Annotated in this window: 16 protein-coding genes; 7 read left to right on the top strand and 9 right to left on the bottom strand. The window is 70.0% G+C overall.

Annotated elements, in window-relative coordinates:
- The first annotated feature begins 5 nt into the window (after window positions 1-5).
- Entirely contained in the window at window positions 6-545 is a 540-nt protein-coding gene (locus F8566_RS26810) for a nuclear transport factor 2 family protein (protein WP_151564494.1), read from the top strand.
- Window positions 542-1,399 carry an SDR family NAD(P)-dependent oxidoreductase gene (locus F8566_RS26805; RefSeq protein ID WP_151564493.1) on the top strand — a complete coding sequence of 286 codons (858 nt, stop codon included), beginning with the start codon at window positions 542-544 and terminating at the stop codon, window positions 1,397-1,399. The genes F8566_RS26810 and F8566_RS26805 overlap by 4 nt, the downstream gene beginning before the upstream one ends.
- Window positions 1,400-1,514: 115 nt before the next feature.
- On the opposite strand, the gene F8566_RS26800 is transcribed toward F8566_RS26805, so the two are convergent.
- Window positions 1,515-2,930 (bottom strand): MFS transporter, encoded by a 1,416-nt coding sequence (locus F8566_RS26800; RefSeq protein WP_151564492.1) that lies wholly within the window; start codon window positions 2,928-2,930, stop codon window positions 1,515-1,517.
- 142 nt (window positions 2,931-3,072) lie between these two features.
- On the opposite strand from F8566_RS26800, the gene F8566_RS26795 reads away from it, so the two are divergent.
- Complete coding sequence (locus tag F8566_RS26795) at window positions 3,073-3,432, top strand: MerR family transcriptional regulator (protein ID WP_151564491.1); 360 nt, start codon at window positions 3,073-3,075, stop codon at window positions 3,430-3,432.
- Window positions 3,433-3,453: 21 nt separating this feature from the next.
- Here F8566_RS26795 and F8566_RS52685 read toward each other — a convergent pair whose 3' ends face one another.
- The gene (locus tag F8566_RS52685) at window positions 3,454-4,704 is read right to left on the bottom strand and encodes an ABC transporter ATP-binding protein (protein WP_151564490.1); all 1,251 of its coding nucleotides are present in this window, start codon (window positions 4,702-4,704) and stop codon (window positions 3,454-3,456) included.
- Window positions 4,705-4,837: 133 nt separating this feature from the next.
- On the opposite strand from F8566_RS52685, the gene F8566_RS26785 reads away from it, so the two are divergent.
- Window positions 4,838-5,551, top strand: coding sequence for a class I SAM-dependent methyltransferase (locus tag F8566_RS26785; RefSeq protein WP_151564489.1), 714 nt, complete (start codon window positions 4,838-4,840; stop codon window positions 5,549-5,551).
- Here F8566_RS26785 and F8566_RS26780 read toward each other — a convergent pair.
- Genes F8566_RS26780 through F8566_RS26755 form a run of 6 tightly spaced genes read right to left on the bottom strand, consistent with a single transcriptional unit; the run spans window position 5,476 to window position 10,022 of the window.
- Window positions 5,476-6,243 carry an urease accessory protein UreD gene (locus F8566_RS26780; protein ID WP_151564488.1) on the bottom strand — a complete coding sequence of 256 codons (768 nt, stop codon included), beginning with the start codon at window positions 6,241-6,243 and terminating at the stop codon, window positions 5,476-5,478. The genes F8566_RS26785 and F8566_RS26780 overlap by 76 nt on opposite strands.
- On the bottom strand, window positions 6,240-6,941 hold the full coding sequence (gene ureG, locus F8566_RS26775; RefSeq protein WP_151564487.1) for an urease accessory protein UreG: 702 nt from the start codon (window positions 6,939-6,941) through the stop codon (window positions 6,240-6,242). The genes F8566_RS26780 and ureG overlap by 4 nt, the downstream gene beginning before the upstream one ends.
- Window positions 6,942-6,966: 25 nt before the next feature.
- The gene (locus F8566_RS26770; protein WP_151564486.1) at window positions 6,967-7,635 is read right to left on the bottom strand and encodes an urease accessory protein UreF; all 669 of its coding nucleotides are present in this window, start codon (window positions 7,633-7,635) and stop codon (window positions 6,967-6,969) included.
- Complete coding sequence (locus tag F8566_RS26765; protein WP_151564485.1) at window positions 7,635-9,362, bottom strand: urease subunit alpha; 1,728 nt, start codon at window positions 9,360-9,362, stop codon at window positions 7,635-7,637. The genes F8566_RS26770 and F8566_RS26765 overlap by 1 nt, the downstream gene beginning before the upstream one ends.
- A gap of 49 nt (window positions 9,363-9,411) precedes the next feature.
- Window positions 9,412-9,723, bottom strand: coding sequence for an urease subunit beta (locus F8566_RS26760; RefSeq protein ID WP_151564484.1), 312 nt, complete (start codon window positions 9,721-9,723; stop codon window positions 9,412-9,414).
- Complete coding sequence (locus tag F8566_RS26755) at window positions 9,720-10,022, bottom strand: urease subunit gamma (protein WP_151564483.1); 303 nt, start codon at window positions 10,020-10,022, stop codon at window positions 9,720-9,722. The genes F8566_RS26760 and F8566_RS26755 overlap by 4 nt, the downstream gene beginning before the upstream one ends.
- Window positions 10,023-10,232: 210 nt before the next feature.
- Between F8566_RS26755 and F8566_RS26750 the strand changes: the two genes are divergently transcribed.
- Genes F8566_RS26750 through F8566_RS26740 form a run of 3 tightly spaced genes read left to right on the top strand, consistent with a single transcriptional unit; the run spans window position 10,233 to window position 14,092 of the window.
- Window positions 10,233-11,840, top strand: coding sequence for a flavin monoamine oxidase family protein (locus F8566_RS26750; protein ID WP_151564482.1), 1,608 nt, complete (start codon window positions 10,233-10,235; stop codon window positions 11,838-11,840).
- An 8-nt stretch (window positions 11,841-11,848) separates the two neighbouring features.
- Window positions 11,849-12,508, top strand: a complete 660-nt coding sequence (locus F8566_RS26745) for a Rid family hydrolase (RefSeq protein ID WP_225993562.1) — start codon at window positions 11,849-11,851, stop codon at window positions 12,506-12,508.
- A gap of 48 nt (window positions 12,509-12,556) precedes the next feature.
- Window positions 12,557-14,092: a M20/M25/M40 family metallo-hydrolase gene (locus F8566_RS26740; RefSeq protein ID WP_151564481.1), complete on the top strand. Its 1,536-nt coding sequence runs from the start codon at window positions 12,557-12,559 to the stop codon at window positions 14,090-14,092.
- Here the strand turns inward: F8566_RS26740 and F8566_RS26735 are convergent.
- Entirely contained in the window at window positions 14,082-14,699 is a 618-nt protein-coding gene (locus F8566_RS26735; RefSeq protein WP_151564480.1) for a putative glycolipid-binding domain-containing protein, read from the bottom strand. The genes F8566_RS26740 and F8566_RS26735 overlap by 11 nt on opposite strands.
- Window positions 14,700-14,834 lie beyond the last annotated feature (135 nt).

Genomic DNA, 14,834 nt, shown 5'->3' with positions numbered 1-14,834 from the left:
AGTGCATGTCCGACATTTCTCGCGCCACCCTGCTCCGCGCCGGTGGCCTCTCCGCCGCCGCAGCCGCGGCCGCAGCCGCCGTCGGCTCCGCGACGCCGGCGGCCGCCGCCGGCCGCGAGCACCCGCATGTAACGCTGATCCGCAACTACTACGCCGCGTACGCCGCCGGTGACACAGCCGCCATGCGTGAACGCTTCTTCGCTCCCGACATCATGTGGACGATCCCAGGTCACCACCCGCTGGCCGGCACGAAGCGAGGGGTGAACGAGGTCATCGCGTTCTTCGAGCAACTCGGCCGTGCCGGGATGAAGGCCGAACCCATCTTCCTGGCGGCGGACGGGGACTGGGTCGTGGACCTGCACCGGGGCTGGAGCACGACCCCGGAGGGGCTTGACCAGGTGTGGGCCCTCGCGTTCCGGATCAAGAACGGGCGCATCGTCGAGGCGGTCAACTACCCGGGGGACCAGCACGCCGCGGACGCGTACTTCTGGCGCGTCTACCCGCTCGCCCCGATTCCCAAGCGGCTCGCCCGGAGCCCCCGATGACGCCGCCCAGCAGGCGCAGCGTCCTGGCGACCGGCGCGGGAGTCCTGGGATTGGGCATGGTGAGCGCGCCGAACGCGGCGGCAGAGGCTCGCGGACGGCGTTTCGAAGGCAAGACCGTCCTGCTGACCGGCGGGACATCGGGCATCGGCAAGGCCACCGTGTACGCGCTGGCACGCGAAGGCGCCCGGGTCTTCTTCTGCGGCCGCCGCGCCGCGCTGGGCCGCCAGAACGAACGGGAGATCCGGGCCGCCGGCGGTGAGGCGACCTTCCACCGCACGGACGTGGGCATCGAGTCGGAAGTGTCGACGCTCGTCGCCGCGTGCGTGAAGCGGTACGGCGGGATCGACATCGCCGTCAACAACGCCGGCATCGAGACACCGAAGGCCGCGCCGCTCCACGAGCAGTCGGCCGAGGACTTCGACGCGGTGTGGCGGACGAACGCGCGCGGCGTCTTCCTCTGCATGAAGCACGAACTGCCGCACATGCTCCGGCGCGGGCGCGGCGTCATCGTCAACACCGCGTCGATCTCGGCGGAGGTGGGTTTCGCGACGATCGCCCCGTACAACGCCAGCAAGCACGCCGTCGCCTCGCTCACCAAGGTCGCGGCGCTGGAGTACGCCGCCAAGAACATCCGGATCAACGCGCTCGCGCCGGGCGCGGTCGACACCCCGATGCTGGAACGCGCCGCCAAGGCGTTCGGCATGACCTACGAGCAGATCGCCCAGGGATATCCCATCAAACGGATCGTCCGGGCCGAGGAGATGGCGCGCGTCATCATGTGGCTCGCCTCCGACGAGGCGAGCCCGGTCGTCGGCACCGACCTCGACGCCTCCGGCGGCTACCTGACCGGCTGATCCGACGCCAGGACGCTGACCAGGCGCCGTACGAGGTCGCGTGTCTCCCTCGTACGGCGCCTGGCTCAGGTCGTACGGCGCCTGGCTCAGGTCGTACGGCGCCTGGCTCAGGCACTCACGACACACCTTCGGGCACTCGCTCGCGGACGGGAGCAGACACGCTGACCCTGGACGGCGAGAGCACCGCGGGCAGGACGCCGATGACGGCGATGCCCGCGGCTGCCCACATCGCCGGGACGAACCCGTCGATGAACGCCTCCGGCGAGGAGTAGCCGCCCTGGCCGGCGAAGACCAGCGCGATGATCGCCACCCCGAAGACACTGCCGAGCTCGCGCAACGCGCTGTTGACACCCGACGCCACCCCGGCGTCCTCCAGCGGCACGGACGCGGTCACGGCGTTCGCCACGGTGGGCATCACGGCCGAAATGCCAATCCCTGAGACGATCAGCGGTCCCACCAAACTGACATAACCCACACCCGGCTCCACCACAGCCGCGAGCCATGCCAGTCCGCCCGCCTGCATCACCATCCCCAGCGCCATGAACGGCCGGTTGCCGAAGCGATCCGCGAGCGCACCCGCCACCGGTGCGGTGAGCATCAGCGTGCCGTTCCAGACCAGGATGCGCAGACCCGCCTCCCATGGTGAGTAGCCCATGCCGACCTGGAAGAGCTGCGCGATGATGAACAGCGATCCGATGAGCGAGATCTGCTGGAGGAACGCGACCACGTTGGACGTGGCGAAGCCGCGCGCCCGGAAGTAGCCCAGCGGCACCATCGGATGCGCAGTGCGGCTCTCCCACCGCAGGAAAGCCCCCAGGAACACCACACCGGCCACCAGCGCGCCGACGACCTCTGCGCTGCCCCAGCCCACCAACGGAGCGCGCACAGGCGCCCAGGTCAACGCGAAGACCCCGATCCCGGCCAGCACGAGGCCGATCAGATCCAACTGCGGACGCGGCCCGCGGCTCTCCCTCAGGAGGAACGTCGACAGTCCCGCCGCCGCCAGCCCCACCGGCACGTTCACCCAGAAGATCCACTGCCAGGAGAGGCCCTCGGTGATCGCGCCGCCCACCACCGGTCCGGCCGCGACCCCCAGCCCGGCGACCGCGCCCCAGATTCCGATGGCCGCACCCCGCTTGCCCGCGGGGAACGCGTCGACGATGAGCACGAGGGTCAACGGCAGGATGACCGCCGCCCCCACTCCCTGGACCATCCGCGCCACGATGAGCGCCTCGGCGTTCGAGGACATCGCGGCGGCCGCCGACGCGAGGCTGAACACGGCCAGCCCCACCACGAACATGCGCCGCCGCCCGAACCTGTCTCCCAACGCCGCGCCGGACAACATCAGGCAGGCGAACACCAGGTTGTAGGCGTTGATCGTCCATTCGAGGTCGGCCAAACTCGCGTTCAGCTCAACGCGCAACACCGGCAGGGCCGTCGCGACCACCACGATGTCGAGCGAGGTGAGGAACACCCCCAGCGGTGCCAGCACCAGGGTCCAGACCACCCGAGGTCTGCGAACGTCATTCATGTCAGCGCCTTTCCGAATCGGACCGTCTCTAATAGAGAGGCGCGACCCGGTGGCGATTCATCGGGCCCTGTTCCACTGCTCACCGCCTGTGATGGTCAGGTGCGTTGACCTGGAGTGCACTCCAGGTGGAATGCTGGAGGGCGTGAGCTTCTACTCCCCGGGTGAGACCGCTGAGAAGAGCGGCTTCAGCATCGACACACTGCGCTACTACGAGAAGATCGGCCTGCTGTCGGACATCGCGCGGAACGCGGCCGGACGGCGGGTGTTCACCGATGACGATCTCGCGTGGCTGCACATGCTGCGCTGCCTGCGCGAGACCGGCATGCCGATCGCGGAGATGTTGCGATTCTCCGAGCTGCTGCGCGGCGGCGAGGAGACCTTCAAGGAGCGGGTCGAGCTGCTGGAGGCCCACGACCGCCGGGTCGAGGAGCAGATCGCCGTGCTGAAGACGCAGCAGGAGCACATCCAGTGGAAGATCGGCTACTACCGGAAGCTCACCTAGCGAACCGGGCCGGCGGGGTTTTCAGCGGGCTACCGGGTCTACTCGGCGGCCCTTGCTGTCGAAGACCAGCAGGCGTTCCAGATCGACGGCCAGGCGGACATCGTCGCCGCGGGCCGGGCGGGGACCGGTGGTGATCCGGAAGATGAGGTCGGTGCGGCGGTGATGGCCGGTGCGTTCGGGCTCGGGTTCGGGCTCGGGGGTGGAGCGGCCGAAGAGGGCGCGGATCCGGGAGGGCTGAACTGGAGTCGGGGGCTGGATCGGACGTTGGGTGAACTCGGCCGGATCCACGGAGGGGATGCCCGCCTCGGCGTAGGCCAGCCATTCGTGGCCGTGGAATTCGAGTGTCCGCACGTGGCCGATCAGCTCCTGGCCGGTGGGTTCGGACGTCGCCTGGGTGAGGGCGTCGGCGCGGACTCCAATGGTCACAGGGGCGCCGTGATGGCTGATGAGGGCTGATGCGCGGGGGTCGTCCCAGGGGAGTGTCAGGTGCTGGGAGCCCATGTCCAGGACCACGCCTTGGTCTTGTACGGCCCAGGCCGTCGCGCGCAGGAGGTTGATGGGGGGAGAGCTGAGGAACGCGGCGACGAAGACCGTGGCGGGGTCGTGGTAGATCTGCTCGGGGGTGCCGACGTCTTCCAGCACGCCCTCGCGGAGAACGGCGATGCGGTCGGCCATCGTCATGGCCTCGACCTGGTCGTGGGTCACGTAGACGGTGGTCGCGCCGGTCGCGCGGACGAGGGCGGCTATCTCCACGCGGAGCTCGGCGCGCAGGCCGGCGTCCAGGCTGGAGAGGGGTTCGTCCATGAGGAAGAGGGCGGGCTCGCGGATCAGGGCGCGGCCCATGGCGACGCGCTGGCGCTGGCCGCCGGACAGGGTGCCGGGCAGCCGGTCGAGCATGCTGTCCAGGCCCAGGGCGCGGGCGAGTTCGCGGACCTTGGAACGTGCCTCGTCCGGGTCGCCCCTGGTGATCTCCAGCGGGAACATCATGTTGCCGCGGACGCTGCGATGCGGGTAGAGCGCGCCGTTCTGGAAGACCATCGCGACGTTGCGGTCGCGGGGGGACAGCCCGTTCGCCACGGAGCCGCCCAGCCACAGGTCCCCCGAGGTGAGCTCCTCCAGGCCGGCGATCATGCGCAGCACCGTGGACTTGCCACAGCCGGACGGGCCCAGCAGGACGAACAGTTCCCCGTCCTCGATGCGCAGGCGGAGATCGTGCACCGCGTGCTGGCCACCGGGGTAGATCTTGTTCACGCCGTCGAGCACAACGTCCATCCGGATCCCCCTGGGATGTGACGGGGATTACATCCTGCTGATCCCATCGTGCACGTGGTCGTTTGTCCAGGGGCCGTTTTGTGCATGTTTGCCTGGGATTTCGATGTTGATCATTCATGGCAGAGTGAGGAGGATGTCTGACAGACCCATTTACGAATCGTTCGCCGCGGAGTATGCCGACCACGCGGTGGACAGCCCGTACAACGCGTTCTATGACCGGCCCGCGGTACTGGGGCTGGCAGGTGACGTGAGCGGGCTCACCGTGCTGGACGCGGCCTGCGGGCCCGGGTTGTACGCGGCGGAATTGCGGCGGCGGGGCGCCCGGGTCATCGCGTTCGACCAGAGCCCGACGCTGGTGGAGCTCGCGCGGGAACGGCTCGGCACGGACGGAGATCTCCGTGTGCACGATCTCGCCGAGCCGTTGTCCTGGGTGGATGACGGCTCGGTCGATCTCGTGGTGCTCGCGCTCGCGCTGCACTACGTGGACGACCGGGTGGCGATGCTCAGGGAGTTCCGGCGGGTGCTGAGGCCGGGCGGGGTGGTCGTCCTCTCGACCCATCATCCGATCGCGGACTGGCAGGAGTTCGGCGGCTCGTACTTCACGGTTGGCGCGGTCGAGGTTTCGTTGAGTTCGAAGAACGACTGGCCTGTGCGGGTATGGCGGCGGCCGTTGACCGCTATGTTCGCGGAGTTCCGGGCCGCGGGGTTTCTGGTGGACGAGCTTCTGGAGCCGCGGCCGGACGCGGAGATGGCCACGCGTTACCCGGACGATTACGCCGAATTGGAAGAGGCGCCCGCGTTCATCGCGTTCAGGCTCGTTCCGGATCCGGCCAGTTCCTCGCCCTGAGCGAGGCGGCGGCGGAGCACGGCGGAATTGCCGGCCGCGGCCGCGATGAGGACGCCAGAGCCGGCGAGCGGGAGGACGGCCAGACCTTCGGCGGTGTGCGGCTCACGCGAAAGATCGGGGGCGACCAGCAGGACGCTGCCGATTGCCTTGGCGTCGCCGACTACGGAGCGACTGCCAAAGACGGCTGGATCGTCCAGGCGTAGCTCGTGGCGAAGGAGCGGCACGCCGTCGCGGGTCACGTCGAAGCGGCTGGTGTGTTTGCCAGGGAGCTCCAGATGACGTCCCAGGATGAGTTCCTCGTACCAGCGCAGCGTCGCGCCTTCGGCGAGGTCGATGGCGGCGGTCGAGCGGTGGTGGCAACCGGCGGCGGCCACGGTCGGCTCCGGGGCGAAGTCGAGATGGCCACCTGCGGCGACCGTGGCCCGTACGGTCATCCGGGATTCGCTGTCGCCGGGCAGTGCGAGCGTGGTGGCGACGGACCGAATCGCCAGGCGCGCGTCCGGTCCGATCTCCAGGGCGAGCTCGAAGTCGTCGCCGCCCAGGGGACCGGCGGCCGCCCCCACCAGGTAGAGCGCCTCGGCGGTCTCGCGCAGCGCGAGCGGGCCGTCGGAACGCAGCCTGGTCAGGCGCGTCCGGCCGCCCACGTCCCGTTCTACGGACGCGGCGGCGCGTGCGACGTACCCACGGCTCATGAGGCCGCAGCGTGGTCGTGATTGCGGGCCGTGTGGGAGTTGTCGTGGCGGGCCTCGTGCAGGACGGAGCGCACCCAGTCCGCGACCTCGGGGGCGCCAGGCTGCTCGCGCAGGGACGTGAACGCCACAGGCCTGCCGTTGCGGACCCGGGACGAGTCGCGGGCCATCATGTCCAGGTCGCTGCCGACCATCGGGGCCAGGTCGGTCTTGTTGATGACCAGCAGATCGGCTGCCGCCACGCCGAGGCCGCCCTTGCGCGGCACGTCGTCACCGCCCGCCACGTCCAGCACGAAGATCTGCCGGTCGGCGAGTCCCTGGCTGAAGAGGGCCGTCAGGTTGTCGCCGCCGCTCTCCACGATGATGAGGTCCAGGCCCGGGTGGCGTTCCTCCAGCGCCTCGACGGCGTCCAGGTTGGCGGAGATGTCGTCGCGGATGGCGGTGTGCGGGCAGCATCCGGTGCGTACGGCCGTGATCCGGTCGTCCGGCAACACGGCGTTCCGCCGCAGGAAATCGGCGTCCTCGGTGGTGTAGATGTCGTTGGTCACGACGGCGAGGTCGAACTCGTCGCGCAGCGTGCGGCACAGGGCGGCGGTCAGCGCGGTCTTGCCGCTGCCGACCGGGCCGCCGATGCCCAGCCGCAGGGCACGGCCGTGCGCGGGTGCGGCGGTGTGCGGGTCGTGGTCGTGGTTCGCTCCCATGAGCATCTCCTGGGTCGGTCGGCGGTCAGGATTCGAAGTGGCGCAGGTCCGCACTCATGTGAAGCTCCGCGTAGAGGTCGAGGATGGGGGCGGACGGGGCCGGGAGCGCCGCCCAGTCGTCCGGTGCGGCGGCGGCCTCGGTGGCGATCCTGTCCACGCCGGATGCCAGATCGGCCAGGGTCCGGTGCACGGCGAGGGGATCGAGGCCGAGGAGCCGTACGGCGGCGGACGCGGGGCCGGTGATCGCGCCGTAGGCGGTGATGGTGGCCGCTTGGTGCGGCGTACCGTTGCCAGCCGCCGCTGAGACGCCGAGCACGATCGGATGGTGCGGCTCGCGTACGGCTGTGGCGAGCGCTTCGAGTGCCGGGTGAGGCCAGGTCGTGCGTGCGGCACGCAGTAGAGAACGGCCCTGAGCGCGGGACGCCTGGCGTTGAGCCGGTGATGGCGTACGGGCGTCGGCCTCCGCATCGAGCCGTTCCCAGGCTTGATCTCCAGTGTGAGCGTGTGCGCAGGCTGCTGCCGCAAGCGCAGCGGCGACCAGCCCGGATGTCGCGAGGCGGCCGCGGAGGAAGTCGGCAAGCCCGGCGACGTCGGTGACTGCGCCAGCGGTGACGGCGGGCTCCAAGCCACCCGAATGCGCATGGCCCCCGGCGGGGAGCCGGGAGTCCGCGAGCAGCAGCAGCCGAGCGTCCATCAGAACAGGAAGTAGCGCTGGGCCATCGGCAGCTCCGTGGCGGGTGCGGGCTCCACCTCGTCGCCGTCGATGGAGACGGTGAACGTGTCCGGGTCCACTTCGATGCGAGGCAGCGCGTCGTTCAGCGGCATGTCCGCCTTGGTGAGGCGGCGTGTGTTCTTGACCGGAACGAGAGCGCGCCGGACGTCGAGGCGCGACGCCAGGTCGTCGTCCAGGGCGGCCTGCGACACGAAGTGAACGGACGTCGCGGCGGCGACGGCGGGCGCCGCCCCGAACATCGGCCGGGGGAGCACGGGCTGCGGGGTGGGGATGGAGGCGTTGGCGTCGCCCATCGCGGCCCAGGCGATCATGCCGCCCTTCAGCACCACCTGCGGGCGCACGCCGAAGAACGCCGGGTCCCACAGGACGAGATCGGCCAGCTTGCCGGGCTCGACGGAGCCGACCTCGCCGTCGAGACCGTGCGCGATCGCGGGGTTGATCGTGTACTTGGCGACATAGCGGCGGGCGCGCAGATTGTCGGCCGGGCTGGTGGGACCGCCGTCGCCGGGGAGCGTGCCGCGGCGCTTCTTCATGGCGTGGGCGGTCTGCCAGGTGCGGATGACGGTCTCGCCGATGCGGCCCATGGCCTGGGAGTCCGAGCCGATCATCGAGATCGCGCCGAGGTCGTGCAGGATGTCCTCGGCCGCCATCGTCGTCGGGCGGATCCGCGACTCGGCGAACGCCAGGTCCTCCGGCACCGACGGGTTGAGGTGATGGCACACCATCAGCATGTCGAGGTGCTCGTCGAGGGTGTTGACCGTGTGCGGGCGCGTCGGGTTGGTGGACGACGGCAGGACGTTCGGGTGCGCGGCGACGGTGATGATGTCCGGGGCGTGACCGCCGCCCGCGCCCTCGGTGTGGTAGGCGTGGATGCCGCGGCCGCCGATGGCCTCCAGCGTGGACTCGACGTACCCGGCCTCGTTCAGGGTGTCGGAGTGCAGCGCCGCCTGCACTCCCGATTCCTCGCAGACGCGCAGGCACGCGTCGATGGCGGCGGGCGTCGTGCCCCAGTCCTCATGCAGCTTGAAACCGGATGCCCCCGCGCGCAGCTGCTCCCACAGGGCGTCCGCGCTGACGGTGTTGCCTTTGCCGAGCAGCGCCACGTTCACCGGCCAGGTGTCGAGTGCCTCCAGCATGCGGTGCAGGTACCAGGCACCGGTCACGGTCGTGGCCTTGGTGCCCTCCGCCGGGCCGGTGCCGCCGCCGACGAGCGTGGTCACGCCCGCGCCGAGCGCCTCCTCGATCAGTTGCGGGCAGATCAGGTGCACGTGGGAGTCGACGGCGCCCGCGGTCAGGATCTTGCCGTTCCCCGCGAGGACCTCGGTGGACGGGCCGATCACGAGGTCGGGATGGACGCCGTCCATGGTGTCGGGGTTGCCCGCCTTGCCGAGCGCCACGACGCGGCCGTCGCGGATCCCGACGTCCGCCTTGACGACGCCCCAGTGATCGAGGACGACCGCGCCGGTGATGACCAGGTCGAGCGCACCCTCGGCGCGCGTCGTCCGCGCCTGGCCCATCGACTCGCGGATCACCTTGCCGCCGCCGAACACCGCCTCGTCGCCCGCGCCCGCCGGGCCGCGGCTGCGGTCCTCGGTCACCTCGATCAGCAGGTCGGTGTCGGCGAGCCGCACCCGGTCACCGGCGGTCGGGCCGTACAGCTCGGCATAGCGGGCCCGGGACAGCCTCATGGGAGCAGGCCCTGCGGAGCCAGGCCCTGCGGGATCAGGCAGCGTGGGATCAGTCATCGAGGGGTCCTGCCTTCTCCGGGCGCAGGCCGGGGACGACGCGATGCCCGGCCAGGGGTACGAGCGAGACCTCGCGCGTCATGCCGGGCTCGAACCGCACGGCCGTACCGGCGGGCACGTCGAGACGATGGCCCCAGGCGGCCTCGCGGTCGAAGTCGAGGGCCGGGTTGGCCACGGCGAAGTGGTAATGCGAGCCGACCTGCACGGGCCGGTCGCCGGTGTTGACCACGGTGACGGCGACGCGCGGGCGGCCAGGGTTGAGCTCCACCGGCTCGGCACCGGGAACGACCTCACCGGGAATCATGGGATCGGCCTGTGCACGGTGACGAGCTTGGTGCCGTCGGGGAAGGTCGCCTCGATCTGGACGGAGTCCAGCATCTCCGGGATGCCCTCCATGACGTCCTCACGTGAGAGCACGGTGCGGCCCGACTCCATGAGCTCGGCCACGGTGCGCCCGTCGCGGGCGCCCTCCAGGATGTGCACCGCGATGATGGCGGTCGCCTCGGGATGGTTGAGCCGCAGTCCGCGCGCCCGCCGGTCCCGGGCCACCTGCGCGGCCACATGGATCAGCAGACGTTCCTGCTCGTGTGGGGTGATCAGCACTCTTGCACGCTAGCCGCGGCACGAGCGGCGGCGGAACGGCACGGCCCGCGCTTTAACAGCCAATTCACAAGCCTGTGTCGTCCGAAACACGACCGTCATATCCGCCTCACACCACGGCAACGGCATCCGGAAACGTCGCTATTACAAAACGGAGCATTTGGTGAAACGGACCGATCCAAGACTCCCTCTGAGAGATCTTGGAGGTGTTCCATGCCGATTTCGGCAGAATCCCAGGGCGTCAGCAGACGCGGCTTCCTTACCCGGGTCGGGGCCACGGGTGGGGCGGGCGCGATGTTCGCCACCATGGGTGCGCTCGGCCTGGCACCCAGCGCCGAAGCCACAACGAAGGTTCCCTTCCAGCCTCCGCAGGCCTCCGACTTCCGGCTGCGCGGCCGCGCCGCCGCGAAGGTCGTGGTGCTCGGCGCCGGTGTCGCCGGACTGGCCACCGCGTACGAGCTGGGCAAGGCCGGCTACCAGGTGACGGTCCTTGAGGCGCAGGACCGGATAGGCGGCCGCAACCGCACGTTGCGCGGCGGAGACCGGCTCACGGAGATCGGCGGTGCGACGCAGCGCATCGGGTTCAGCGGCGACACGTACATGAACGCGGGTCCCGCACGCATCGCGCAGTGGATGACCACCATGGACTACTGCCGCGAGCTCGGCGTTCCACTGGAGGTCTTCACCAACTCCAACGCCGAGGCCTACGTCTACAACGAGTCGTCCGGGATGAAGGCCCCGGTGAAGTGGCGTACCGCCAAGGCCGACGTTTACGGCTACATCTCCGAGCTGCTGGCCAAGGCGACCGACCAGGGGGCGCTCGACCAGCGGCTGACCTCCACCGACAAGGAGCGGCTGCTGTCGTTCCTGTCGGGGTTCGGGGCCATCGGCAGTAAGACCAATGGCTTCGCGTACACAGGTGGCGACCGGCGCGGGTACTCGATCGACCCGGGTGCGGGGGAGACGGCGGGCACGCTGCTGGGGCCGCCGCCCTCGCTGAGCGACGTGTTCGCCAGCGGGGTGGGGAGGTACTTCTCGTTCGAGTTCGGTTACAGCCAGGCGATGCTGATGTTCCAGCCGGTCGGCGGCATGGACGCCATCCCGCGGGCGCTGGCCAAGGCCGTCGGGCACGGGCGGATCCGCACCGGCGCCAAGGTCAGCAAGATCACCAACCTGGCGTCCGGCGTCGCGGTGGAGTACGAGCGGGACGGTCGCACCCGCAAGATCGAGGCCGACTTCTGCGTCGCCACGCTGCCACCGCAGATCCTGGCGAAGATCCCGCACAACCTCGGCGCGCCGGTCCAGGCGGCGCTGAAGACCCCGGTCGCGGTGTCCACCGGGAAGATCGGGATGGAGTACCGCAGCCGCTGGTGGGAACGCGACGACAACATCTACGGCGGCATCACCAACACCGACCTCGACATCTCCACGATCTGGTACCCGTCGACGGGCCATCACGGGCGCCGCGGCCTGCTCGTCGGCTATTACAACTTCGGTGCCAACGCCGACGCCTACGCCCGGCTCGACCACGCCGGACGGCTCAGCCGCGCCCTCGACATGGGCGCCAAGATCCACGGCGACAAGTACCGCCAGGGAATCGCGGCCTCGGCCTCCATCGCGTGGATCCGCCAGCCGCACATCGAAGGCGGCTGGATCTCCTGGCCCAGCCGCGGTGCCGAGTACAAGCTCCTCTGCGCACCGCAGGGCAACGTCTACTACGCCGGCGACTGGCTCAGCTACGAGATCGCCTGGCAGCACGGCTCGTTCGAGTCGGCCCGCAAGGTGGTCACCGAACTCCACCAGCGCGTGCTCCAGGGATGACCGAAGGGATGATGACTGTGCGCAGGATCCTCATTGGCGGCTTCGTCACCGTCGCCACGACCGCCCTCCTCGCCGCCGGGGGAGGGGCCTCGGCCGCACCCGACAAGCCCGTCCGGCCGCCCAGGCTCACCGAGGTCCGCCCGGCGTTGCCGCCCGGCCAGACCAACCCTTCCATCGCCAACGGCGTCGCCACCGGCGCCCTCGTCGCCACGTACACCTCCAGCGGCCTCGGCCCGAGGGACGCCAACCCGGCCGCGCCCGCCGGCACACCTGAGCGGTACATCGATTTCCCGGGAGGCACACTGCCCCCGGGGGTCTCGACAACCGAGGCGCAAGCGATCAATGTTTTGAAGCAGATCACCGACAACCTGAAGGTGCAGGGCCTCACGCCGAAGGATGTGATCTCGATGCGGGCGTACCTGTCGAACCCGCCCGGCGCGGCGGCCGCCGACTTCGCCGGGTGGAACCGCGCGTACCGCCAGTTCTTCGCCAACACCGACCTGGCGACCGGCAAGGCGATCGACGTTCCCCTCGGCAGCGCCGCCCCGGCACCGCCGATGTTCGTCAACCCGGCCCGGCCGTCCCGCGTGACCATCGAGATCGAGAACCTTCCCGTGCCCGGCTGGCTCGTCGAAGTGGAGGTGGTCGCCGCCTTCCGGCACCGGTGACATGGCCCGATCCGACATGGCCCGACCCGCCTGGAAACAAGGAGATCCATGTCAGAGCTCCCCTCGACCCCGCCGAATCTCGCCGCCCTCACCCGCCGCGCCTTCCTCGGCCGTACCGGGGCCGGCGCCGCCCTCATCGCGGGCGGCCTGGCCATCGGCGGCGGCTCAGCCATCGCCCGCACCGCACCGGCCATCGCTCCCGCCGACCTCGACCCCCTCGCCCTCCTGAAGAAGATGCTCGCGTTCGACACCCAGAACTTCGGGGAGGGCGGCGTCACCCGGCCGCACGCCGAGATGCTCAAGGCCATGTGGGAGGCCGCCGACGTCGCCGCCGAGATCATCCCGACCCCCAAGAAGGACAACGTCCACCTGATCGCCCGCATTCGCGGCACCACGAGCGCCGCGCCGCTCCTGCTGCTCGGCCATTCCGACGTCGTCCCGGTGGAACGTTCGAAATGGACCGTCGACCCGTTCGCGGGCGTGGTCAAGGACGGCGAGATCTACGGCCGTGGCGCGCTGGACATGAAGGGCGCCAACGCCGCGTTCATCGCCGCCCTGCTCCGCCATCTCAACGAGAAGGGCCGTTTCGACCGCGACATCATCGTCCTCACCGACTGCGACGAGGAGGCGGGCCCGTACGGCTCCCGCTGGCTCGCCGAGAACCACTGGAACAAGATCGACGCGGGCATGGTGCTCACCGAGGGCGGCTGGTTCCTCGCCCAGAAGGACCGCACGACCCCGATGCTCATCACCGTCACCCGCCAGGACAAGGTCTACTTCAACCTCGACCTGGTGGCCGACGGCACCGCGACGCACAGCTCCAAACCCAACCCCGACTCGGCCATCGCCAAGCTGTCGCGCGCGATCGCGGAACTCGACAGCTGGCTGGCCCCCGTCACGCTCACCCCGGTCACCCGCGAATACTTCGCCGCCCTGGCCCGCGCCACCGATGACCGTCCGTTCAAACGCGCCATCGAACTGCTTCTGAACGCCAAGTCCGGCCCCTCCCGGGAACGGGCCGCCGCCCTCGTCGTCAAGCGCAGCTCCTATCCCTGGCTGCACCGCGCCCTCCTCCGCACGACCCACGCGTTCGTGATCGAGGACGCGGGCTACAAGGAGAACGTCATCCCGTCTTCGGCGACCGTCCGCATCAACTGCCGGGGCGTTCCCGGCGGCCAGCGTCCGCGTGACTTCCTGGCCCAGGTCCGCCGCCTCCTCGCCGACCGCGACGTCCAGGTCACGCTGGTCAGCAGCGCCGGCGAGACCGAGGAGGCCGCCCTCAAGCGCCTGGACGAGACGTTCGCCAAGCCGCCCTCGTCCATCGACAGCCCGCTCTTCACCGCGATCAAGGACGCGGCGGGCAAGACCTATCCCCAGGCGGCCTTTGCCCCGGCCCTGTTCGAAGCAGGGACGAGCCTGTCGCCGTGGACGTCCCGCGGCGTCCCCGGCTACGGCGTCTACCCGTACGTCCTGGACAACGACCAGCTCATCGGCATGCACGGCAACGACGAGCGGATCTCCGTCGCCGCGCTCAGCCAGGGCACCGACTTCATGTACCGCCTGTTCGAACGCTTCAGGGTGTGACGGGGCGCGGTTCGATGCCGGACGGTCTGACCCTGCGCCCGATCGACGGGTAGTCCTCCACGATCCCATCCGGCCCGAAGACGATGTCCTCGGTGAACCCATCATCCGCATAGTTGACGACGCCCCGGCGGACGTGCCGATACGTCTGCCGGGACGGCGTCACCACCAGATCCGGCACCGACACCCAGGCCATCAGGTGCTCCGCCCTTCCGCCCTCCAGAAACCCACCCCGGAGCACCGGCATCGTGTTGGTCAGCGGCGACAACCCCAGATCACAATCCAGAGCTCCCGCCAGCGCCGCCGCGTCCCCGCCGGGCGGAGGCAACTCCGCGTATCCCTCCGCCACACGCCCCTCCGCCTTCGCGCTGACGGTCCACTCGCCCTCCGGCCGGTTGATCAGCTCCAGCGACCGCCGCCAGCCCTCCCCGGACGCCTCCACCAGCAGCCGAGCCGTGATCCACCGCTCGCCCGTGGTCAGCTCGTACTCCAGCCGGTAGGGCAGCGGATCCCCGCCGATGGCCGACCCTGTGGCCCGCAACCGCCCTTTCCCGAGATCGACTTCGGCCAGCTCGGCCCCTTCAGGTTTGACCCACACGATCGACGTCATCCCCTCACGCTAGGGCGTGCGTCCTGGCCACGGGCAGTGACGGCGGAGCCTGACCACGGGCGGTGACCGGGCCTGATCACGGGCGGTGACCGGGGAGCACGTGTTCTGACGTGATGCACCGGATGTCGTGGGGCG

It is taken from the genome of Actinomadura rudentiformis (genome assembly GCF_008923185.1).
Taxonomy (GTDB): Bacteria; Actinomycetota; Actinomycetes; order Streptosporangiales; family Streptosporangiaceae; genus Spirillospora; species Spirillospora rudentiformis.
This window is presented reverse-complemented; position numbering and strand designations above follow the sequence as displayed.